This is a genomic window from Bacillus cereus ATCC 14579 (assembly GCF_000007825.1).
Lineage (GTDB): Bacteria > Bacillota > Bacilli > Bacillales > Bacillaceae_G > Bacillus_A > Bacillus_A cereus.
In genome coordinates, this window is sequence record NC_004722.1 from 1,999,659 (window position 1) to 2,021,755 (window position 22,097).

Below are 22,097 nucleotides of genomic sequence, written 5' to 3' on the forward strand. Positions count from 1 at the left end.
TATGGTAGCATTAACGTTAACGATTATATTCGCACTAATTGTAGTTACATTTATCGCATTAACAATTAAAATTATTCCTCAGCAAAAAGTTGGGGTTGTTGAAAGATTTGGTAAGTTTCAACGTATAATGCACCCAGGGTTAAATATTTTAATACCAATTGTAGATCGTGTTCGTGTATATCATGACTTACGCATTCAACAAACGAATGTACCACCGCAAAAGGTAATTACGAAAGATAATGTTCAAGTAGAAATTGATACAATTATTTTCTATCAAATTGTTGAACCAGAACTTGCGACATATGGTATTTCAAACTATGAATATGGTGTTCGTAATATTACTTCAGCAACGATGCGTCAAATCATCGGTAAAATGGAACTGGATGAAACGTTATCTGGTCGTGAAAAAATTTCAACAGAAATCCGCTTAGCGCTTGATGAAGCAACAGAAAAATGGGGCGTACGTATTGAACGTGTCGAAGTTGTTGATATTAACCCGCCAAAAGATGTGCAAGCATCAATGGAAAAACAAATGAAGGCTGAGCGTAATAAACGTGCGATTATTTTAGAAGCTGAAGCAGCAAAACAAGATAAAGTCTTTCGCGCTGAAGGAGAAAAGCAAAGTAAAATCTTGATGGCTGAAGGGGATAAAGAAGCACGTATTCGCGAAGCTGAAGGTATAAAAGAAGCAAAAGAATTAGAAGCACAAGGGGAAGCACGAGCAATTGAAGAAATTGCAAAAGCAGAACAAAATCGTATTGAATTGCTTCGTGAAGCGAATTTGGATGAGCGTATACTTGCTTACAAATCATTTGAGTCATTAGCTGAAGTTGCAAAAGGACCAGCAAATAAAGTCTTTATTCCGTCTAATGCAATTGAAACACTTGGTACTCTTGGGGCAATTGGAGAAATATTTAAAGAAAAACAAGCGAAGAAACTACTTTCAAATGATACAGGAAAAGAACAATAAAAGTGAGGAAGAGAAATGGTATACCATTTCTCTTTTTTTGTGCGTATATTCTGAAAAGCTTGTACATATCCATGTATAAAGAAGGTGATGCAGTGAAAAAGTATGCAACTCGAATACATGGGAAGAAGCTGATTTCGTTACTCCTTTTATATGCGCTAATAGTAATTATGATAGCGTCGATTTTGACGTCATTTTTACATACAATGAAATCGAATTATGCAAATCAATGGTTTGGAAAAGTATCGATGCAAGGTTTTGTTCAAATGATAGAAAGTGAGAATCGCTATTACGGATTTGATTATTTTAAGAAGAATAAAAGAGAGTCAGTTGGGAATTTAATGTTCTCTATCGCGACAGATTTGAAAATTAAAGATTTAAGAACATTCGTCGGTAAAGAAGTACCTGGTATGTCAAAGTATTATTCTAATATTATCGTAGCTGGGGAAGGGACAAACTTGACAAATATCCCAAATGAATCTAGTGTACCGATTGAAGAAGTAACGAAAGAACGGGAAATAGCAAAAGATAAAGTTACAGAAGCGGAAAAGAATAATCCGGTTCAGAAAAAGAACGGAGCGAAAAAAGGTGAAAGTGCAGTATATATTTATCATACACATAGCTGGGAATCCTTCTTTCCATTATTACCAGGGGCAACTGATCCATCTAGCCCAGATGTAAATGTGTCTTTACTGGGGAAACGTATGAAAGAGCAACTTGAAGGACAAGGAATTCCGGTAGTTCATGATAAAACGAATATGGGTGATTTATTAGCGAGTAAAAAGTGGGTATGGTATCAGTCATATAAAGCGTCTCATGAATATGTAAAAGAAGCATTAGCACAAAATAATAAAATTGCGTTTCCGATTGATATACACCGTGACGATCAGCGTAAGAAAGTAACAACAAAAGTAATTAACGGAAAATCGTATGCAAGATTATATTTTATAATTGGGATGGAAAATGAAGGCCGTGCTGAAAATGAAAAAATTGCAAGAGCGATCAATAGTTATTTAGATGAAAACTATTACCGAGTAAGTAGAGGGATTTTTCCAAAGTTTAAAAAAGATGGAAATGGCGTTTATAACCAAGATTTATCGAAAAATGCGATGTTAATTGAAGTTGGTGGTGTTGATAATACGTGTGATGAATTATACAACACAATTGATGTGTTAACAGAAGCGTTTAGTAAATATTATTGGAATGATGGCGGAAAAAGCGAATGGATGAGGGACGGGAGACCGTTCCTTTTTTATTTTGGAATCTTAAAATGTGATATAATGGAATTTTATGAATGTTAAATAAAGGGAGAGAAACATGCAAATACTACTAATACGCCACGGAGAATCAGAAGCTGATATTTTACATGTGCATGAAGGTCGAGCTGATTTTGAGTTAACTGACAAAGGGAGACAACAAGTACAAAGACTTGTACAGAAAGTGAAAAAAGATTTTGCACCAGATTTCATTTGGGCAAGCACATTAAAACGCGCTCGTGAAACGGGTGAAACATTAGCAGAAGCAATTGGTTGTCCAATTCAATTAGAAGAGGAATTAATGGAGTTTAATAATGGAGTGCAAGCAGGCTTATCATTTGAAGAAGCAAAGAAATATCCAGAGCCAAAGTTTCTTCATGATCGTTTTGAAAACGGGGAATCGTTTATTGAGTTTCGAATGAGAATAGAAGGAATCTTTTCTAAAATCTTGACAGAGAATACATATGACCGAATTGCAATTGTTGCCCATGGGGGCGTAATTAATAGTCTATTACGTGCATTTTTCAAAATGCCAATTTCAATGGACTACTATTTCAAAATGGGAGATACGGGAATAAGTTTAATTGAAATTGAGGGTGAACAAAAAACGGTGCATTTCATTAATGATACGAATCATTTGGACGGGATGTAAAGACTTATGTACAAAGTTGTATTTTTCGATGTTGACGGTACGTTATTAAGTGAGATTGATAGAAGCATGCACGAAAGTACAAAAGAAGCGGTACAAAGATTAATAGATAAAGGAATTCACGTAGTTGTTACAACTGGAAGACCATATAGTTTATGCTCACAATTTAAGGAACTAGGTATAAATACGTTTATTTCAGCAAATGGTGCACATATAAAATGTGGGAAAGAAGTTATACATAAATCAGTACTTTCAAGCGAAATCGTTCATGATATTTCAAATTTTGCTGAATTACATGGTCACAGTGTTTCTTACTTTACAGAAGAATTTGCAATGAATAATATTGCTTCCAAAGATGAACGTGTCATGCGAGCGTTAAATGAAACTTTATATTTAGAGCAGTATCCTGACAAAGTTAGAAACTTATCAGATGAGATGTATTGCATATGTCTGTATGCTGATGATACAGAAGCTCAAAAATTCATTGAAAGATATCCAGCACTTACGTTTGAGCGTTTTCATGGTTACGTTATAAATGTATTGGAAGATAGTAAAGTATCGAAGCTAACTGCAATTCAAAAAGTATTGGAACATTTAAACATTAGTAAATTAGAAGCCATTGCTTTTGGCGATGGTGGAAATGATATTGAGATGTTGCAGTATGTAGGATTAGGAGTTGCGATGGGAAATGGTGGAGAGGAGTTGAAGAGAAGGGCTGATTTCGTTACAACGAAGGCGAGTGAAGGCGGAATTTCTTATGCCTTAAAGAAGTTGCGCATTATTTAAAACTAATAGTTAGTCAGTGTGAAAAATCCTGTTTTATTAATGGCTTTTGTTAATATGTATACTGTTTTAGGGAATTATTTGAGCTCTCCTACTTACAATTTAACTGCAGAACAAATCCTTTATTTTCGCTTAGCAGGGCTGTTTGGTATGTTGCTCTCACCACTTGCAGGTCGTTTAACAAAGAGGTTTGAAGTAAGGAAAGTTCTTCAAGGAGGATTGTTGATTGCTATTTTTAGTCTAAGTTCAATAGGCTTTGTTTCGTATCTATCTCTACTTGTAATGATGAGTGTCTGTTTTGTAATAGGTATTGCTATATCCGTTCCGTCTTTAGTTTCTCTTGTAGGTCAATTAGGAGGGGAAATTAGGAATGATACTTTTTATTGGTTTTGTAGCTTCTCTATTTATAATTAATGAATGAGTGGAAAATCACTCAAATAAAGGAATGCGAGGATCGTTCATATGCTCGCATAATAAAATATGAATTTGTCCACGATGATGATAAAAGTGTGCAACGATTTCAAGTAACCATTCAAAGCGCGAATAAGAAATACCCCAATAGGCAGTCATAACTTCTGCTAATTCTATTTGGGAGTAGGAAAGAAATGTTTTAGAGAGAAGGTTGTAACCTTCAATCATCGTTTGTTGCATGTGAGCAACTGTTACGGGGGTACGTTCTATATAAAAGGTATGTAATTCTTTTTCTGGAATACCATTTAAAATGAGTAAATCAGCATGACAAATAAGAGAAAGATGTGCACACATTTCAAATAATGATCGTTTTGAGTGAATCGGTTGTATTTTTAAATCGTTTTCACTATATTGGTTAAGCATATCAATAGAAGTATCAATAGCAACTTTTAGTTGATGCAATGCAGATTGAACAAACATTGTAATTCTCCTCGTCTCCGTATATAATAGTTTCTTGAGGATATTATATCATACTCAAAATTCCGAAAATTCTAGTAGTTTGACTAGCATAATGAAAAGTATTATATTGTAAAAGGTCATATGAAACGTGAAATAGAATGGAATGCAATTATTGAGTTAGGAGTTAGACCAATGAGTTTGAAATATGGAAGAGATACAATTGTAGAAATTGACTTAAATGCTGTAAAACATAATGTAAAAGAATTTAAAAAACATGTAAATGATGAAGAAATTAAGATGATGGCTGCTGTAAAAGCGAATGGGTATGGCCATGGGGCAGTTGAAGTTGCCAAAGCTGCAATTGAAGCAGGAATACATCAACTTGCAGTTGCATTTGTAGATGAAGCAATAGAATTAAGAGAAGCAGGAATTACTGTGCCGATTTTAATTTTAGGATACACACCAGTAGCGGCTGTAGAAGATGTAATTCAATATGACGTTATGATGACTGTTTATAGAGTAGAAGATTTACATGGTATAAATGAAATTGCAAACCGTCTTCAAAAGAAAGTACAAATTCAAGTGAAAATTGATACAGGAATGAGTCGTATCGGTTTACAAGAAGAAGAAGTTAAACCATTTTTAGAAGAATTAAACCGTATGGAGTATGTAGAGGTAGTAGGGATATTTACGCATTACTCTACGGCAGATGAAATCGATAAATCATATACGAATATGCAAACAAGTTTATTTGAAAAAGCTGTTAATACAGCGAAAGAATTAGGAATTCAAATACCATATATTCATAGTTCAAATAGTGCGGGATCAATGGAATTAAGTAACACATTTCAAAATATGGTACGCGTTGGAATAGGAGTGTACGGTATGTATCCGTCAAAAGAAGTGGATCATTCAGTCGTTTCTTTACAGCCTGCGTTGTCGTTAAAATCAAAAGTAGCTCATATTAAACATGCGAAGAAGAATCGTGGTGTAAGTTATGGGAATACGTATGTAACAACTGGTGAAGAATGGATTGCGACTGTACCAATTGGTTATGCTGATGGTTATAATCGTCAATTATCTAATAAAGGCTATGCGTTAATTAACGGGGTTCGAGTACCTGTTATTGGCCGTGTTTGTATGGACCAGTTAATGTTGGATGTTTCAAAAGCGATGCCAGTACAAGTAGGAGACGAAGTAGTATTCTACGGTAAACAAGGTGAAGAAAATATCGCAGTAGAAGAAATAGCGGATATGTTAGGTACAATAAACTATGAAGTTACATGTATGCTAGATAGAAGAATTCCGCGTGTCTATAAAGAAAATGACGAAACAACTGCAGTTGTAAATATATTAAGAAAAAACTGAATCATTTCGATTCAGTTTTTTTATTCATATCAAATGCGAATATACCCTCGTTATGTAATACGGAGTAAACTTTGTGAAACACACTTTTTAGTTCATCTAAATTAAACTATCACCGGTAGAGATGACCAGTCCCGCAACAAAGATCTAATATACGAGAGTAGGGAAGAGCATCTTGTAAAACGAGGCTGGGTAGGAGTATTAAACAAAATGTCTCCAATGTTTATTATAGATGTTTGCTAAAATATCATAATTAGAATAAATTGTTTTTTTAACATATGTATTCACCTAAAAATTCATTAAATTATAATAGTCATGCCTCGTTTTAATTTCAAAACCACATTGTGTATATAGTTTTAAAGCGTGGATATTTTTTGTTTCGACGTCTAATTCAATTGTTGAAACTCCTTCTGTAATAAGGGTATGTACTATATTACAAAGAATATCTTTTCCGTATCCTTTACCTTGATAAGAAGGATGAACGGCGAATCCTGATAGTGTAGTAGATTGCTCTTGTTTAGAAACTGTAATTGTTCCTATCACTTTTTCAGCAATAAGGGCACTGTAAACTTGATGGGAAGATGAATTCATCATTTTTTGTAACCATGTAGTCGTATTTTCTACTGAATCACCAAAAGCTTTACTAGAAATTTTAATAAGATCAAGAAGTGATTCTGAAGTTGCAAGAGTAAGCTGTATATTATTATCTGTTGTTTTTTGAATTTCGTTTGTTTTGCACTCCATACTATATTCACTATATAAATATGGTAACTTCATATGTTTTACAAATTCATTCCCAGAAATAGAATCCCCATTAATAATAAGAAGAGCTTCATCTGTCTCTCTATTTTGTATTTCTTTCATTGCAGTTTGTAAAAGGATAGTTCCGAAACGTTGTTTTCTAAAATGAGGATGTACAAAGCCTATTAGTTCAAGCTTTGTTGGTCTTTCGAAATCATACATATTTAAAGCGCCAATTAATTGAGTACCGTTATAAAGAAGAAAATCGTTTATATAATCTTCATTTCGATTTTTTAAAAAGTTGATATGTAAATCTGAAGAGTAATCAAGATTGTCTTGTTGCCCACAAATATAAGCCAAATCCTTCATTTGCTGTATTTCACTTTCTGTTACAGAACGCTTTTTCTGAATATCCATTGTATACTCCCTCTCATTCGTATTTAAAAATAGGATGGGTGACTTAACCATTTTTTAAATTCCACATTACCTTGCACAGATAACAGTCGGTATAAATAACGATAAGGCTGTCTATATTCTTCTAAGTGAGGAATAGACATAATTGTTTCGTAACCACTTTTAAAGGCATGTGCTTCTTTTTCGGTAAGTACATATTCTAGTCCGATAAAATCAAGCTCTCGCGGAGCAACAGCGTAAGCTTCAGTATCTACTAAACCCGTAATAGTTGTACCGTCAGATAAAAATTGAGTAGGATCCATATCAATTAAGACGAGTGTAGATTCCTTTGGTACGGACAGGGAAGAAAGTTGTGATTCAAAAGTAGGGAATGCATTTTGTATGCTTTCATCATCGGAATAAAACATATTCACAAGCTCTTTACTCACGTTTAAAATATGTGATTGGAATTCATCTAGTGGAATTTGGAACGTGCCTGACGGATTTCCTATGAAATCGGCTTTAAACTTATGTATTTCTGCAAGTCCTTTTCCTAGGCTGAATAAAATAGAATCTGGTTGCTCGATAAAAGATTGAACTGTGTTACCTACTAACTTTTCGACCACCACAAATTCACGGCCATTTAAAACATGTTTTTCTAATGTTTTTGGGATAGGAAGATTCGTATGTTCTTGCAGCAATGTATGTACAGTTTCTAAATGATGGACGTTCCTTGGATCAATTCCAAATAGATTTTTACATCCCCACCAAAAATCATTATTTGGTTCTTCATTCATTTTAGAAGCACGAACGATAACTTCTGTATCTTCTGTTTGAACGAGAAAAACATCACTTGCATGATCTTCATAACCTGGGTGCAAGGCTTGAACGGATAGAATAGGTGAATTGAATAGTTGTTGTAACATGAAAAAACTCCTTTTTCTGTAAATACTGTAAATTCTATAAATTTATTATATAACAGATGATGTGTTATGAGGATAAAGATAAAAAGATTGAAAGCATACTTACATGTATAGTGAAAACTCATTAAAAATATTATATTTCTCTATTTTTGTATGAATTGTCTAAAAATAATGGTGGTAATACTTGAATGTAAGACTCGTATCTTTAAATCTATGAAGAGTAAAAGTAAAATTAAGCATTCATTTATAAGATTGTGAATCACAATAATGTAGACTATAGAAAATATTTCTCAATAATAAAATGAAGAGAAAAGCATGAAGAAGTAGAATGCATTCATTTATAATAGACTTAAATTAATTAATATAATTAATTGTTAATTTTATTATATTAATTGGATAGGAGAGAATGTTATGGCAAATGTACTCGTAATAAATTTTCCTGGGGAAGGTCATATTAATCCGACTTTAGCTGTTGTAAGTGAGTTAATTCAGCGAGGGGAAACAGTTGTTTCTTATTGTATTGAAGATTATAGAAAGAAGGTTGAAGCAACAGGTGCGGAATTCCGAGTGTTTGAGAATTTTCTCTCTCAAATTAATATTATGGAACGAGTAAATGAAGGTGGGAGCCCTTTGACGATGCTATCTCATATGATTGAAGCATCAGAGCGTATTGTTACTCAAATTGTAGAAGAAACAAAAGAGGAAAAATATGATTATTTAATATATGATAATCATTTTCCAGTAGGACGTATTATAGTGAATATTTTACAATTACCAAGCGTTTCATCCTGTACAACGTTTGCTGTTAATCAGTACATTAATTTTCATGATGAGCAAGAATCGAGACAAGTAGATGAAATGGATCCATTATATCAATCTTGTTTAGCGGGAATGGAAAGATGGAATAAGCAGTATGGAATGAAATGTAATAGTATGTATGATATTATGAACCATCCTGGTGATATTACGATTGTATATACTTCAAAAGAATATCAGCCACGTTCAGAGGTATTTGATGAATCGTATAAATTTGTAGGTCCATCAATTGCTACTCGAAAAGAAGTGGGGAGTTTTCCTACCGAAGATTTAAAAAATGAAAAAGTGATTTTCATTTCTATGGGAACAGTTTTTAATGAACAACCTGCTTTGTATGAAAAATGTTTTGAAGCGTTTAAAGATGTTGATGCGACAGTCGTATTAGTCGTTGGTAAGAAGATAAATATAAGTCAATTTGAAAATATCCCGAAAAACTTTAAGTTGTATAATTATGTCCCGCAATTAGAAGTATTACAGCATGCTGATGTATTCGTGACACATGGTGGTATGAATAGTTCGAGTGAAGCGTTATATTACGGTGTTCCATTAGTTGTAATTCCGGTAACAGGAGATCAGCCATTCGTTGCAAAACGATTGACTGAAGTAGGGGCAGGCATAACACTTAATCGTAACGAGTTAACTTCTGAATTGTTACGTGAGACTGTAAAGAAAGTAATGGATGATGTGACGTTTAAGGAAAATAGTCTTAAAGTGGGAGAATCGCTTAGAAATGCTGGTGGATATCAAAGGGCAGTTGAGGAAATATTCAAATTAAAAATGAAGCCGTACGTAAAGATTAAATAGATGTTAAAAACACACTTACTTTTAATTTGTAAGTGTGTTTTTAGTATTACGCGTTACATGTATTACATAAAAATAGCGATAAAGGTGAAACTTTTCTGTATATAAATCGATACCTTTGAATTAATAGTAAAATTACGTTAAAATAATACTAAGAAAATATATAAGTTTTGGGGGTAATGAATGAAGAAAGTATTTGAATACGTATTATTAACAATTGGCTCAATTATAGTAGCAGGTTCATTAGAGCTTATTTTAGCACCTAATGGATTAGTAGATGGCGGGGTAACGGCTATTGCTATTATGGCAAATAAAGTCGCAGGATTGCCGCTTTATGGTGTGTTCTTAGGAATTAATATCCCAATTTTATTATTTACTGCAAAAGTAATGGGAAAGAAGTTTTTTATCCGTACATCTTATGCGAATGTAGTTACAACACTCGGATTAATTTATTTAAAACCATTTCCAGCAATTACGACTTCTGAGTTATTAATTGTACTTTATGGTGGAGTACTGTTTGGAATTGGTGTTGGGATTGTTGTTAAAATGGGTGGAGCAATTGACGGTTCAGAAATGTTAGCAGTTTGGATGAATAAACACTTTAATGTACCGATTAGTACATTTTTACTTGCAGTAAATGCAGTTATTTTCATCTTTGTTGCTATTTTATTTTCAATCGAACAAGCGATGTTCTCGTTAGCAATTTTCTATATTGTTACGAAGATGATTGATTTTATACTAGATGGTATTAATCAAGGTAAGAGCGTTATGATTATTTCTAGTAAGAATAAAGAAATAGGCGATTTACTTATGAAAGAATTGCAACTATCTGTTACGTATCTACATGGAGAAGGTGGTTTTTTAGGGGAGCATAAGAGAATCATTTATTGCATTACAAACCGATTCATTTATCCGAAAATGAAAGATCTCGTTCTCTCTGTAGATCCAACCGCTATAATTGAAGCTTCCTATTCAACAGAAACGACTGGTGTGAAACGTCCGGGAAGGAAAGCTAGGTCAGGTGAATAACTAGAAGAAGGCTGTCCAAAAAGTTATTTTGGAACAGCCTTCTTTTTTATTTTGTTGAATTGTTAACATGTTACAAGTTAAATCTACTGTTAACAAGTTTCCTTGCAACTAGGAAACCAAGCGTCTTTCAATAATGTAGCCAACGTTTCAATTTTATTTTCCGGAATACTACCAAAGCCGAGTAATACGTATGATTCCTTACGTAAATCATTCACGAAATCATATGGAGAAAGTGGGTATAATTTAACGCTTTGTTTTTTAGCGGATTCAATCAGTTCATTTTCATTCATACTGTTATTTACACATAAAACAATATGAAGTCCGGACTGTTCGCCAAGAATTTGAACATTAGCCCCCATTTCTTTCATAATGGATTTTACTAACGTATGATGTTTTCTTTTATATAGTGTACGACTCCGATTAAGGTGACGTTCCCAATTCCCGCTTTGTATAAAGTTAGCAAAAGCAAGTTGTTGTATTGTAGCGACTGTTTGTTTGAAAATTCCATGCAGTTCTTGATATGTTTTTAAAAGGTGTGGTGGTAAAACAACATATCCCATTCGTAAAGAAGGTAAAAAAGATTTTGAGAAAGTTCCCATATAAATAACGCGTTCATTTGAATCAAGACTTTGTAAAGAAGGAATCGGCTTACCAGCGTAGCGAAACTCTCCGTCATAGTCATCTTCAATAATGTATCCATTGCAATCATTAGCCCACTTTAACAATTCTAATCTTCTAGATAAAGGCATAATAATCCCGAGTGGAAATTGGTGTGATGGTGTAACGTATGCGACATTGGAATTTGTATTGTATAAACTAGAAATATCAATCCCTTTTTCATCCAATGGTATGGGATGAATTTGTCTATCACAGCTTTTAATAATTGCGTGTATACGGTGAAATCCAGGGTTTTCAATGCCGTATTCTTTTGTAGGGCCAAGCAGTTGAAGCAGTAGCCAGAGAAGTGGCTGTGTTCCGGCGCCGATCACAATTTGATCAGGTGAAGAATGTACACCGCGAGAATGATATAAATATGTTGATATATGCTCTCGAAGAGCGAATTCACCTTGAGGATCTTCTTTGGCAAATAGTGCATTTTCGTATATAAGTATGGATTCTTGTAATGCTCGTTTCCAATTTGTAATCGGAAATGCATTTTGATCAATAAGCCCTTGGCTACAATCATATTCAAATTTTTCTTCTATCAAATTGTTCGTCTTCTTTGCTGCATTTCGTTTTTTATTTGGGATAATGTCAATATCGAAATTTGCTACAAAAATACCACGTTTCGGTTTACTTTCTGCATAACCTTCAGCTAATAACTGTTGATAAGCTGATTCAACAGTAATGCGGCTAATATTAAGTTGTGATGCTAAATTTCTGTGTGAGGGTAGACGTGTGCCAACAGAAATAGTCCCTTGTATAATTTCAGCTTTTATATATTCGTAAATTTGCAAGTAAATAGGTGTGTTACTTTGTAATTGCAATGGGATAGTAAAATCCATATAAAACTCTCCTTTAAAACTGGCCTTATAAAAAACACTTAAACTGCCACTTAAGTAAAGGGCAGTTGCTTTCTATAATAATGATATAACATTTAGAAAATTATTTAAATAGTAAAGGGAGAGTTAAAAATGAATGTTAAAGAAGTAGTAACAGAAGAGCAATTACATGACGTATTACCTGTTTTACAGCAATTAAGAACGAAACTTTCAAAAGAGGAAACAAGCTCTTTATTTCGAAATATGAAAGAAGAAAATTATAAACTATTTTCGCTGCGTAATGAGGATGATGAAGTTGTTAGCCTTGCAGGTGTAGCAATTTGTACGAACTTTTATAATAAGAAACACGTTTTCGTATATGACCTTGTAACAGCAGAAGCACATCGTTCAAAAAGACATGGGAAAGTATTACTTTCGTATATAGAGAACTGGGGAAAGGAAAACGAATGTGAGTCTATCGTCCTCACGTCAGCATTTTCAAGAATTGATGCTCATCGTTTTTATGAAAGAGAAGGGTATGATAAGGTGAGTTATTCTTTTCATAAAGAATTATAAAAAATAAGAAGAAGTTGTCCCGCAAAAGTTGGGAACAGCTTCTTCTTATTTTTTAAGTTATTATTAAACCGTAAATAGGTTGTAAGTTATTGTATATGTATTTGAAAAGGTTATATAGTGTATTTTGTCGAATTGTTTTAATTTAATAAAGAGAATGATTGGAGCGCTTATACTTGAAAAAATAAAGAAACTATCAATCCCTAATGATGCTAGAGTTATCGTCATATCTGATATTCATGGAGAATTAAATCTTTTAAAAGAAGCACTACATAAAGTTAACTTTAAAGATGAAGATTATTTAATTATTAATGGAGATCTTTGCGAGAAAGGACGAGATAGCGTAGGCGTAGTAAACTACGTTATGAATCTTGTAAAGAACAATTCAAAGGTTCACGTTGTTGAAGGGAATTGTGAAGTTTTAGTTGATGCTCTTCTAAATGAAAATCCTGATCTTATTAATTATTTATGTATGAGAAAGCACTCGATTTTTAATGAATGGCTAGAGCAATTAGGTTTTTCAGTTCATGAGGGCACTTCAATTCGTGAAGTGAAAGAAGCATTGTTAAGTGAATTTTCACAAGAACTATATTGGCTAACAGACTTGCCAACAGCGATTGAAACAGAAGATTATATTATTGTGCATGCCGGTCTAGAAGATAGAGTAGATTGGAAAGAAACAGAGCGCAAAAATGCGATAGCAATGCCAGAGTTTTTTAATAAATCACATAAAGCAAATAAGTATGTAATAGTTGGTCATTGGCCTGTCGTGAACTATTCTGAAGAAGCACCGTCTAACAATCCAGTTATTGATAAGGAGAAAAAAATTATTGCAATTGATGGAGGAAATGCAATTAAAGAAGCAGGACAATTAAATGCATTTATTATTCAGAGGAAACAAACGGGCGATACGTTTTCTTATACATATGTAGACTATTTTCCAGAGTATGAAGTAATAGCGGATTTTAATGCGAATTCAGAAATGCAGGGCGGAGTGACATATCCGTATTATTACATAGAGCCTATCGAGAAGATGCAAGATTACACCGTATGTAAACAAAAGGAAACGAATAATTTGCTCACTGTAAAAAATGAATATATGAAACAACTTGAGTCAGGTGAATATACAGTGAAAACCGATATTTCTTGTGCGCAAATAAGCGTTAGGAAGGGAGATATCGTTTCTCTCATTGATGATAGCTGTTCAGGATATGATTTAATTAAAAAAGATGGTGTAGAGGGTTGGATAGGGAAAGGGATTTTAGTTGAGATAGAAAAAGTGAAAAATAAAACATTAAGCTGAAATAGGAGGGATATAACCTCCTATTTTTTTTAAGGAGTAGATTGCTTGCTGTCTTTAATAAGTAAATAAATCGTACTCGGCAGAATGATAAGCGTCATTCCTAAAAGAATTGCTAGTATAGCATAACCTCTATAGGGAGCAGAAACGATAAAAGGAAGTATCGCTAAAAAAATACCTGCTATCATCATTGAAATACTACTAATATTTGAAGCTCTTTTTTTAAGGTGCTTATCATTCCATTCTAATGAAACGGTTGATTTAGTCGTATCAATTTTGGAACTGAAATAACCTATTAATATAAATAAAAGCCCTAATGCTAAAAATATGAAATGATCAAGAGGAAGTGAAAAGCCAAGAGCGATGAGGGCGATGACAATATCGACAAAAAATAAGAATAGTAACATTGTGTTGCCGATCCAATGGAAAAATTTCTGGTTACTCGCTGCTTTAGATAAAGCTAAAAATACAAAGAATAAGAAGGAACATATAATTATATTTACGATTACAAAAGTGCTTTTATCCATTGTTGATGTAGGCATTCCATTAAAGTCCCATTTCGTAACAATACTTAATGGTAAGAAGAAATAGAGAATAATATTTGTCATAATAATAGTAAGAAATAAAGCAATACTAAATCGATTATTCACTGAATCACCAGCTTTCTAAATCAATAATTGGTATCTAATAACAAAATTATACAATATAATATATGATATTAGTTTTGATTTTTCTGAAAAAATATTATAATTATATATGAAATAAAGAGGAATGCAGGAGGGAATTATGCAAAACGTTGTATTAAAGGGGAAGAAAGTTACAATTTGTACAATAGAAGAATCGGATATAAAAACATTATGGAATATCATATTTAAAGAAGAAAGCCCAGAATGGAAGAAATGGGATGCGCCATATTTCCCGTTCTCAATGCAAGAATACTCTTCCTATAAAGAGAAGATGCAAACTCGTTTGCAAGAAGAACCACTGTCAAATTTAATTATAGAAAATAACGGTCAAATTATAGGGACGGTCGGATTTTATTGGGAGCATAAACCGACGCGTTGGTTGGAGATGGGAATTGTTATTTATGACCCAACATACTGGAATGGTGGCTACGGTACAGAAGCGTTAACGTTATATCGAGATTTATTATTTGAAAAGATGGAAATTGGTAGAGTAGGGCTCACGACTTGGTCTGGTAATGAACGAATGATGAAAGTAGCGGAGAAAATAGGAATGAGCTTAGAAGGTAGAATGCGAAAGTGTCGTTATTATAACGGAACATACTATGATTCTATTCGAATGGGCATGATTCGTGAAGAATGGGAAGCGCTATGTGTAACGAAGGGGTGAGAAAGATTGTACGCTATTATTGCTACATTTGATCGTGTGTTTACTAATAAAATTACAGAACTGCAAAATGAATTAACAAATGTAATTGGAACAAATCAACTAGCTGGAGTAGAACCTCATATTACGTTAGCTGATTATAATGAGTTAGATGTTCATTTGTATACGGAGAAACTAGGGGAGTTTGTAGCTATTCAAGAAAATATGGATGCAGTAACTTTTCCTTCTGTTGGAATTTTTCCTACTAATGGAACGGTCTTTTTAGCGCCCACTGTTACCAGTGAATTGTTAAAACTTCATCATTCTTATCATGATTATTTTAAAACTTTTCATGACAACCCAAATTCATATTACGTACCGGGAAAATGGGTTCCGCATTGTACAATTGCAAATAGATTACATACAAAGCAGTTTTTAAGTGTACTGGAATATATTTATGAGAAATTTGATTTTGTAACAGCTTCAATTGAGAAATTAAAATTAATTAAGGTGAATTATGAAAATGGTTCTGCCATTTCTTCTAGTATATTAGCAGAATATAATTTAAAGAGAATGGAGACATCGAGATGACATATATAATTAGAGAAATGAAGCAAGAAGATATTCATGCTGTACAATCAGTAGCAAAAATAGCTTGGCATGATACATATGAAGGCATTATTCCGAGAGAAATTCAAGATAGTTTTTTAGACGAGGCATATTCTGATGAAAAAATGAAATATCGTCTTAAAAATACGCATTTATTCGTTGCGGAAGAAGAGGGTGAAGTAATAGGGTTTGCAAACTTTTCACCTGTTAGACTACAAAACGAAGCAGAATTAGGTGCGATTTATTTGTTACCAGATCAGCAAGGAAAAGGGATCGGAAGTGCTTTATTACAAAGAGGGATTAAAGCATTAAATGGGATACGGAAATTGTACATACATGTAGAAGCAGCAAATGAAAAAGGAAAACGCTTTTATGAAGCGAAAGGTTTTGCTGAATTAGAGCAATTTGAAGAAGACTTTGAAGGACATATGATGCAGACAGTAAGGATGGTTTTATACGTATAAGGAGAACTAGTAATGAAAATTTTTGATTTTAGTGAAAAAGTAGGAAAGCACCTATCAGTATTTCAATCTAATTTCATCATGTCGAAAATATTAAACCATCGAGGAAATATACATATCGGTGCTATGCATTTACACGAGAATGGAATCATCGGTAATCATGAAGCAGTTGTATCTCAACTGCTTCTTATTGTGGACGGGACAGGATATGTATGTGGAGTAAATAAAGAAAAGATAAAGATAGAGGCGGGACAAGCTGTGTTTTGGGAAAAGGGAGAGCTCCATGAAACAAGTACAGAACACGGATTAACGGCAATTGTTATGGAAGCGGAGAATCTTGAACAAGCGATAGTAATGCCTATTATTCAAGGGGAGTTGTGAAAAATGATAATTAAGGCGAATCAAGAAGATACCAATGAAATATTAAAATATGCGGCTCAATCGCTTTTTGAAGGGACGAGAGGCAATTGTCAATTAAGTACCAAGAAAGCAATTGAGATTACAAAGCCGATTGTAGAAAAAGGAGCATACTATTTAATTATTAAAGAAGAAAATAAAGTAATGGGATGGATATTAATAGGGGAAAATACAGACTATTTTTCTCGTGAAAAACTTGGATTTATATATGAATTGTACGTTTTCCCAAAATATCGCGGGAGAGGATTATCGCGAGAACTGATGGAAGCTGGTATTAAGGAATTAAAGGAGAAGTATTCAGAAATTCGGTTGAATGTATTTGCTGGGAATTTTGCAAAAGAGATGTACGAAGAGTTTGGGTTTGTTGAAAGGCAGGTAATTATGACTTTGAAGTGAGTATTATAGTCTGAATGGGAGGAAAATAATGATTTAGTGGCTACTTTATCGCTGGGATTTAAAGTGAATAAGTCCTTATAAATATATAAAATAGATGGTTTGCCTTTATTTTATAGTAGATTTATAGAGTGTGCTTAAAAAACAAATAAATTATTATTATACAATATATCGTTATTATAGTAAAAGAGAAATTTTGGAAAAATATCATTTTTTTGTTTAGAAATTTTTAAATTATTGATATAATCAATTTGTAGAATTGATTATTGGTTAATTTTACTATTTTTTAATTTTAAGGGGGATTTAATAATGGCAGGACAAATTCGTATGTCACCAGAGGAGCTTAAATCGAAAGCGACTCGATATGGACAAGGTGCAAATCAAATTGAGGACATTTTACGTCAACTACAAAACTTACAAAATGAATTAAGAGGAGAATGGGAAGGTCGTGCTTTCGAAGGTTTTGACCAACAGTTCAATCAATTAAAGCCAAAAGTACAAAACTTCGCACAGCTATTACAAGAAATTAATATGCAGCTTAATAAAACTGCAGAAGCTGTTGCTAGACATGACGAAGATCTTTCTCGTAATTTCGGTCTACAATAAGACAGATAAAAAGAAATATATAATTTAGCCATGCAACCATACGTTGTATGGCTAAATTACTTTAAAACTAGAGTAAGATACGAAGTCTTTCATTAGATAGACTCGCAGTCGCAGGAGTGATAAGTAGTGAAAAAGTTCAAATGGAGCATCTTGTTGTTTATTATTTTAGCTCTTGTACTATCAACAGGGGTCTCCTATTTAGCATTAAATCAAAATGTTAAGAAAGCTAATGAGAATACTACACCAAAAATGACAGTTGCGTTGGTAAATGAAGATCAGGGTACTGTATTTGAGGGTAATAAAATAGCGTTTGGAGATCAATTTGTTAAAAATGTAAATAAAAATACGAAACAAGAATGGTACGTAGTTAGTCGCGGGGTAGCAGAAAATGGATTGAAAAATAATAATTACAATATGATGATTGTTATTCCAAATGATTTTTCTAGGAAAGCAGTTGCGATTGATTCAGAGATTCCGGAGAAATTAACGTTAAACTACAAAGTAAATGCAACTGGGAATAAGGATTTGAAAGCTGAGGCAGAAAATACAGCTTCTGTTATTTTAGAAGATTTCAATAAGCAAATAATCGACGTTTATTTTGCGAGTATTATCGGTAAGCTACAAGGTGCACAAGATAATATAGGTAAAATAATTGAAAAAGGAAACGTTCAAACAACTATGTATAAAAAAGATATACATAGTCCGTTAGCGAATTACACAAATCAATTTAAAACAGTACAAGATTATACAGGTGTTTCTGTTAATAGTTTCAAAGGATTTCAGGATGTTTTAAAAGGTTTCGGTCAAGCGTTAGATGAAGGGAATAAATCTAACAGTACGTACTTAGATGGTTTTAATAACTTTCAAAAAATGCAAACTGATAACAATTTGTTAGCGAATAATTTCATAAATCAATTCAATCAATATATGAATGATATGAATACAGGCGATGCTTTAAAGCAATTAAGTGCATTGGAATCCGCTAATAAAATTATTTCAAATCAATTTACGTTTTCAGAGAAAGAACCAAATATTTTAACTGATGCTTCAGCAATTCAAAAATATTTAGCAGATGTAAAAAAACAAGTGTCTGAATATGATACAGAACTTGCAGGGAAGTTAGAAAGTGATATTCAAGAGACGGTAATTAAGAAATTAAAGCAATCTATGTCGAATGATGGAAAGCAAGAAATCTTCATAAATACATTAATGAAACAACCAGATGCTCGAATAAAGAAACAAATCGAGAATTTAATTGCGAAATTACCTAGTTTAAACATGGAAGAAATCGGTCAAAGTGATTTGCCAGATACAACGAAATTACAACTGCAAAATGTAATTCAATTTACAAAAAAATATAATAAAGAAAATAATTTTTATTATGATCCTGTAAATAAAATATCTTTAGGAAACGCAATTAAAGAAGTAAAGGATAGACTTTATACAGAGGGAATTACATTTAGTGATACTGCTAAAGTAATTAAAATGGAATCTCCGCAAATTTTGAAGATAAGTATTCCAGAAGAATTTAAACTAGATGGAAGTACAGGATTCTTACATATTGATGATGTGGATCGTACAAGTGACTTTCTTCAAAGCGAAGCAGGAGAAATTACAATAGCTCCTCGTAATGAAGGGGATATAAAGATTAGCTTGGATGTGAAGTTAAAAGATCCAAACATCAATATAGATGTTTTCTCTCCTGTAACATGGCAGTGGGAATTGAGTGGGACTCATACAAAAGAAACTAGTCCTGAAAAAGAAAAACCTAACAAAGAAGATAAAGGAACACAAACGGAAAATAGCAAAGTGGAAAATGTGGTTCATAAATCACAGTATGGCATAATGCCGTTAGTACACAATGCTAAAACGCCTATTATTCAAAAAACGGAACAGAGTAATAATGGTGACAGTGTAAAGCCTGATGCAGGAGGAAAACCTGATACGGGAGGGAATCCAGACACAGGAGGAAAACCTGATACGGGAGGGAATCCAGACACAGGAGGAAAACCTGATACGGGAGGAAAACCTGATGCAGGAGGAAAACCTGATGCAGGAGGAAAACCTGATACGGGAGGAAATCCAGACACAGGAGGAAAACCTGATACGGGAGGAAATCCAGACACAGGAGGAAAACCTGATACAGGAGGAAAACCTGATGCAGGAGGAAAACCTGATACGGGAGGAAATCCAGACACAGGAGGAAAACCTGATACAGGAGGAAAACCAGACACGGGAGGAAAACCTGATACAGGAGAGAAACCAGACACAGGAGAAAAACCTGATACAGGAGAGAAACCAGACACAGGAGAAAAACCTGATACAGGAGAGAAGCCAGACACTGGGACAGATAACGGTAGCAATTCAAAAACTATTGAAAGTACAACGAATCAAGTTATACATCAAAAAACAGAAAAAATAACAGATATTACTTCCAGTGTATTAATTAAAGAAGCAGTAGATACAGTCGAAAGTTATCAAGGTTTAATGAGCCTTTACGAAATGTATTATGGGATTGATTTAAGAACGAAAGATGTAGGTCCTAAGTTAGAAGAGGGAAGTTTAGATGCAATTGCGACGGATCAATCTTTGTACTACGTATTAAATAAACAAAGCTTAATTGATTTAATTTCAAATCTTGTTTCATCAAGTATTACTACAGAAATAAAGCAAGATATGTCAGGTTTAAAACAAAAAATAAACTCTTATCAACAATCTATTACTAGTGCGGATCAAAATTCTATGCTACTAGCGGAGAAATTAAATGGAACGACGCAACAAGCAACTAGTATGAATGAAAATTTAGGAGAGTATGTAAAAGGTTTAGCGAAATGGCGTGAGAATAGCTTAAAGCTAGTTGAAGAGCAGCAAGTATTAACAACAAATCATGCTGGTGAGCAAACAGCTATTTTATCGTTAGATTCTGGTATTAAATCATTAATGATGCAAAGTCAGTCATTGGTCGAAAGTTCGAAGCATAGTTTAGCAACTTCAGACGATGTATATAAAACATTTGATCAAATTAATGGACAAGCAAAAGAAATTCAAGACAGCGGAACGACAATTGTTTCAAAAGCTGATTTATTATTAAACGACTTTACGAAGAAAATGGAAGATGATAAATCATTCTCCAAAAACTTTACGAAAATTTTAGCGAATAGTCGTATTGGAGATCGTCAAAATGAAATGCTATATGACTTTTTAGCTAGTCCAGTTCAAAAGCAAAATGATGGAGTAATTGTAGCAGGTAATGCTTTTACACCATACTTAATTGTATTAACTTGTTTCATTGTTGCATTATTTACAGCATACGCAATTGCGAATCAAGAAAAGAAACGAATGCAATCAGATCATTTTGAAGAGAAATTCTCATTAATTGATATGAATGTACCAACTACAGTAGTAGCTTTCGGTATATCAATTGTGGAAGGAATTAGTATAGGTATCATTTCTGGGCGTCTTTTAAAGTTCGGTCAGGATCAAAGTTTACTATGGATTGCGTTCATCACATTTATTATGATGGCGTTTGTATTGGTCTCAACCTACTTATTAAGACAAATAAAAATGGTAGGTATGTTTATACTATTAGTATTTTTAAGCATGTACCTATTTTTAACTGAGGCAGTTGGAAGTAAAGTAGATCAAATGTCCTCTGTCGGAAAGATACGTCAATTCTCACCGCTTCAGTATATAGAAAGTTTTCTAAATGATTTTATTAGTGGTAAAGATACTGGGAAAGTTATTTTTGTCGTATTGTTTGTAGTTGCCATTATTGGATTGGTTAGTAATCTATTTGTATGGCATAAGAAATGGGAGGAAAAAGAAGTAAATGATCAAACAATGGAGCATAGTGGCTAAGTTATCATTTCTCTCTATCCTTTTACTGTTTGTCGCGCTACCGATAAGGAGCGCGGCTGACAGTTATCTTGGTGATGATGGGAAGATTAAGTTTAAAGTGGATCGACTTGAAGAAAGCGACCAAGAAAAAAATAAAAAGGAACATAAGGAAACAGAATTAGATAAAGCATCGATTGAATTATTTAACAAAGATATAGAAGAAGAAATTGAGAAAAAGAAAAAGAAAGAACAAAAAGATATGGAAGCTTTGCGAGATTCTCTTTTTATAAAACAAAAAGAGAATAATAGTGTTAAAGATACGAAAAATAGTTTGTTTAGCAGTGAATACATTGTCAGAAAAAGTGCAGATGAAGTAGCAAGTAATGAAACAATGAATGAAGAGCCAATTAGTATAACAATAATATTATTATTTGGCGGTGGCATTCTACTTATTTGCATCGGTATTTATACGGTTCTTCGTAAAAGTTGGAGGTAAAG

At 33.3% G+C, this 22,097-nt stretch carries 22 protein-coding genes and 2 pseudogenes; 18 read left to right on the forward strand and 6 right to left on the reverse strand.

What is annotated here, in order from left to right; translation table 11 throughout:
- Position 1: 1 nt before the first annotated feature.
- The 5 genes and pseudogenes from BC_RS10295 to BC_RS10315 all read left to right on the forward strand — a co-directional run bounded on the left by BC_RS10295 (position 2) and on the right by BC_RS10315 (position 4,069).
- Entirely contained in the window at positions 2–970 is a 969-nt protein-coding gene (locus BC_RS10295) for an SPFH domain-containing protein (protein WP_000226250.1), read from the forward strand.
- A 20-nt stretch (positions 971–990) separates the two neighbouring features.
- Positions 991–2,197 (forward strand): annotated as a pseudogene (gene spoIIP, locus BC_RS10300) (stage II sporulation protein P).
- Between the two features lie 87 nt (positions 2,198–2,284).
- Complete coding sequence (locus BC_RS10305; RefSeq protein ID WP_001166435.1) at positions 2,285–2,875, forward strand: histidine phosphatase family protein; 591 nt, start codon at positions 2,285–2,287, stop codon at positions 2,873–2,875.
- 6 nt (positions 2,876–2,881) lie between these two features.
- Positions 2,882–3,658 (forward strand): Cof-type HAD-IIB family hydrolase, encoded by a 777-nt coding sequence (locus BC_RS10310; RefSeq protein WP_000278977.1) that lies wholly within the window; start codon positions 2,882–2,884, stop codon positions 3,656–3,658.
- A 39-nt stretch (positions 3,659–3,697) separates the two neighbouring features.
- Positions 3,698–4,069: a multidrug transporter gene (locus BC_RS10315; RefSeq protein ID WP_011110050.1), complete on the forward strand. Its 372-nt coding sequence runs from the start codon at positions 3,698–3,700 to the stop codon at positions 4,067–4,069.
- A 15-nt stretch (positions 4,070–4,084) separates the two neighbouring features.
- Here the strand turns inward: BC_RS10315 and BC_RS10320 are convergent, their stop codons facing one another.
- Entirely contained in the window at positions 4,085–4,546 is a 462-nt protein-coding gene (locus BC_RS10320; RefSeq protein ID WP_000497991.1) for a DinB family protein, read from the reverse strand.
- Positions 4,547–4,717: 171 nt separating this feature from the next.
- On the opposite strand from BC_RS10320, the gene alr reads away from it, so the two are divergent.
- Entirely contained in the window at positions 4,718–5,893 is a 1,176-nt protein-coding gene (alr, locus tag BC_RS10325) for an alanine racemase (protein WP_002182683.1), read from the forward strand.
- Between the two features lie 22 nt (positions 5,894–5,915).
- Here the strand turns inward: alr and BC_RS27990 are convergent.
- The 3 genes and pseudogenes from BC_RS27990 to BC_RS10335 all read right to left on the reverse strand — a co-directional run.
- A pseudogene (locus tag BC_RS27990) lies at positions 5,916–6,178 on the reverse strand (class I SAM-dependent methyltransferase); the annotation flags it as partial.
- Complete coding sequence (locus tag BC_RS10330; protein ID WP_000354423.1) at positions 6,179–7,048, reverse strand: GNAT family N-acetyltransferase; 870 nt, start codon at positions 7,046–7,048, stop codon at positions 6,179–6,181.
- Between the two features lie 23 nt (positions 7,049–7,071).
- Positions 7,072–7,950: a hypothetical protein gene (locus tag BC_RS10335; RefSeq protein ID WP_000941367.1), complete on the reverse strand. Its 879-nt coding sequence runs from the start codon at positions 7,948–7,950 to the stop codon at positions 7,072–7,074.
- A 408-nt stretch (positions 7,951–8,358) separates the two neighbouring features.
- Between BC_RS10335 and BC_RS10340 the strand changes: the two genes are divergently transcribed.
- Both BC_RS10340 and BC_RS10345 read left to right on the forward strand, forming a co-directional pair.
- On the forward strand, positions 8,359–9,567 hold the full coding sequence (locus tag BC_RS10340; protein WP_000024498.1) for a macrolide family glycosyltransferase: 1,209 nt from the start codon (positions 8,359–8,361) through the stop codon (positions 9,565–9,567).
- Between the two features lie 180 nt (positions 9,568–9,747).
- Entirely contained in the window at positions 9,748–10,593 is an 846-nt protein-coding gene (locus BC_RS10345) for a YitT family protein (protein WP_000755128.1), read from the forward strand.
- An 89-nt stretch (positions 10,594–10,682) separates the two neighbouring features.
- Here the strand turns inward: BC_RS10345 and BC_RS10350 are convergent, their stop codons facing one another.
- Complete coding sequence (locus tag BC_RS10350) at positions 10,683–12,098, reverse strand: PLP-dependent aminotransferase family protein (RefSeq protein ID WP_000348025.1); 1,416 nt, start codon at positions 12,096–12,098, stop codon at positions 10,683–10,685.
- A gap of 129 nt (positions 12,099–12,227) precedes the next feature.
- Here BC_RS10350 and BC_RS10355 point away from each other — a divergent pair, with 129 nt between their 5' ends.
- Complete coding sequence (locus tag BC_RS10355) at positions 12,228–12,650, forward strand: GNAT family N-acetyltransferase (RefSeq protein ID WP_001101108.1); 423 nt, start codon at positions 12,228–12,230, stop codon at positions 12,648–12,650.
- Positions 12,651–12,804: 154 nt separating this feature from the next.
- A complete protein-coding gene (locus tag BC_RS10360) occupies positions 12,805–13,950 on the forward strand; it encodes a metallophosphoesterase (RefSeq protein ID WP_000578574.1) in 1,146 nt (381 codons plus the stop codon).
- 29 nt (positions 13,951–13,979) lie between these two features.
- Here the strand turns inward: BC_RS10360 and BC_RS10365 are convergent, their stop codons facing one another.
- Positions 13,980–14,597 (reverse strand): DUF1648 domain-containing protein, encoded by a 618-nt coding sequence (locus tag BC_RS10365; protein ID WP_001065167.1) that lies wholly within the window; start codon positions 14,595–14,597, stop codon positions 13,980–13,982.
- A 136-nt stretch (positions 14,598–14,733) separates the two neighbouring features.
- Here BC_RS10365 and BC_RS10370 point away from each other — a divergent pair, with 136 nt between their 5' ends.
- The 8 genes from BC_RS10370 to essA all read left to right on the forward strand — a co-directional run bounded on the left by BC_RS10370 (position 14,734) and on the right by essA (position 22,095).
- Positions 14,734–15,300, forward strand: coding sequence for a GNAT family N-acetyltransferase (locus tag BC_RS10370; protein ID WP_001181848.1), 567 nt, complete (start codon positions 14,734–14,736; stop codon positions 15,298–15,300).
- 6 nt (positions 15,301–15,306) lie between these two features.
- Positions 15,307–15,867: a 2'-5' RNA ligase family protein gene (locus BC_RS10375; RefSeq protein WP_000270894.1), complete on the forward strand. Its 561-nt coding sequence runs from the start codon at positions 15,307–15,309 to the stop codon at positions 15,865–15,867.
- Positions 15,864–16,349 (forward strand): GNAT family N-acetyltransferase, encoded by a 486-nt coding sequence (locus BC_RS10380; protein WP_000221050.1) that lies wholly within the window; start codon positions 15,864–15,866, stop codon positions 16,347–16,349. Before BC_RS10375 ends, BC_RS10380 begins: the two co-directional genes overlap by 4 nt.
- A 12-nt stretch (positions 16,350–16,361) precedes the next feature.
- Positions 16,362–16,727, forward strand: a complete 366-nt coding sequence (locus BC_RS10385; RefSeq protein ID WP_000688074.1) for a cupin — start codon at positions 16,362–16,364, stop codon at positions 16,725–16,727.
- Between the two features lie 3 nt (positions 16,728–16,730).
- Complete coding sequence (locus tag BC_RS10390) at positions 16,731–17,159, forward strand: GNAT family N-acetyltransferase (RefSeq protein WP_000584245.1); 429 nt, start codon at positions 16,731–16,733, stop codon at positions 17,157–17,159.
- 306 nt (positions 17,160–17,465) lie between these two features.
- Complete coding sequence (locus BC_RS10395; RefSeq protein ID WP_000918601.1) at positions 17,466–17,762, forward strand: WXG100 family type VII secretion target; 297 nt, start codon at positions 17,466–17,468, stop codon at positions 17,760–17,762.
- 126 nt (positions 17,763–17,888) lie between these two features.
- Entirely contained in the window at positions 17,889–21,620 is a 3,732-nt protein-coding gene (gene esaA, locus BC_RS10400) for a type VII secretion protein EsaA (RefSeq protein ID WP_000713819.1), read from the forward strand.
- Entirely contained in the window at positions 21,592–22,095 is a 504-nt protein-coding gene (gene essA, locus BC_RS10405) for a type VII secretion protein EssA (protein WP_000595653.1), read from the forward strand. Before esaA ends, essA begins: the two co-directional genes overlap by 29 nt.
- The last annotated feature ends 2 nt before the right edge of the window (positions 22,096–22,097 follow it).

Bases quoted from the DNA above. Each gene is read 5' to 3' on its own strand.
- BC_RS10295 (WP_000226250.1), top strand. From the start codon at position 2: ATGGTAGCATTAACGTTAACGATTATATTCGCACTAATTGTAGTTACA.
- BC_RS10305 (WP_001166435.1), top strand. From the start codon at position 2,285: ATGCAAATACTACTAATACGCCACGGAGAATCAGAAGCTGATATTTTA.
- BC_RS10310 (WP_000278977.1), top strand. From the start codon at position 2,882: ATGTACAAAGTTGTATTTTTCGATGTTGACGGTACGTTATTAAGTGAG.
- BC_RS10315 (WP_011110050.1), top strand. From the start codon at position 3,698: ATGGCTTTTGTTAATATGTATACTGTTTTAGGGAATTATTTGAGCTCT.
- BC_RS10320 (WP_000497991.1), bottom strand. From the start codon at position 4,546: ATGTTTGTTCAATCTGCATTGCATCAACTAAAAGTTGCTATTGATACT.
- alr (WP_002182683.1), top strand. From the start codon at position 4,718: ATGAGTTTGAAATATGGAAGAGATACAATTGTAGAAATTGACTTAAAT.
- BC_RS10330 (WP_000354423.1), bottom strand. From the start codon at position 7,048: ATGGATATTCAGAAAAAGCGTTCTGTAACAGAAAGTGAAATACAGCAA.
- BC_RS10335 (WP_000941367.1), bottom strand. From the start codon at position 7,950: ATGTTACAACAACTATTCAATTCACCTATTCTATCCGTTCAAGCCTTG.
- BC_RS10340 (WP_000024498.1), top strand. From the start codon at position 8,359: ATGGCAAATGTACTCGTAATAAATTTTCCTGGGGAAGGTCATATTAAT.
- BC_RS10345 (WP_000755128.1), top strand. From the start codon at position 9,748: ATGAAGAAAGTATTTGAATACGTATTATTAACAATTGGCTCAATTATA.
- BC_RS10350 (WP_000348025.1), bottom strand. From the start codon at position 12,098: ATGGATTTTACTATCCCATTGCAATTACAAAGTAACACACCTATTTAC.
- BC_RS10355 (WP_001101108.1), top strand. From the start codon at position 12,228: ATGAATGTTAAAGAAGTAGTAACAGAAGAGCAATTACATGACGTATTA.
- BC_RS10360 (WP_000578574.1), top strand. From the start codon at position 12,805: ATGATTGGAGCGCTTATACTTGAAAAAATAAAGAAACTATCAATCCCT.
- BC_RS10370 (WP_001181848.1), top strand. From the start codon at position 14,734: ATGCAAAACGTTGTATTAAAGGGGAAGAAAGTTACAATTTGTACAATA.
- BC_RS10380 (WP_000221050.1), top strand. From the start codon at position 15,864: ATGACATATATAATTAGAGAAATGAAGCAAGAAGATATTCATGCTGTA.
- BC_RS10385 (WP_000688074.1), top strand. From the start codon at position 16,362: ATGAAAATTTTTGATTTTAGTGAAAAAGTAGGAAAGCACCTATCAGTA.
- BC_RS10390 (WP_000584245.1), top strand. From the start codon at position 16,731: ATGATAATTAAGGCGAATCAAGAAGATACCAATGAAATATTAAAATAT.
- BC_RS10395 (WP_000918601.1), top strand. From the start codon at position 17,466: ATGGCAGGACAAATTCGTATGTCACCAGAGGAGCTTAAATCGAAAGCG.
- essA (WP_000595653.1), top strand. From the start codon at position 21,592: ATGATCAAACAATGGAGCATAGTGGCTAAGTTATCATTTCTCTCTATC.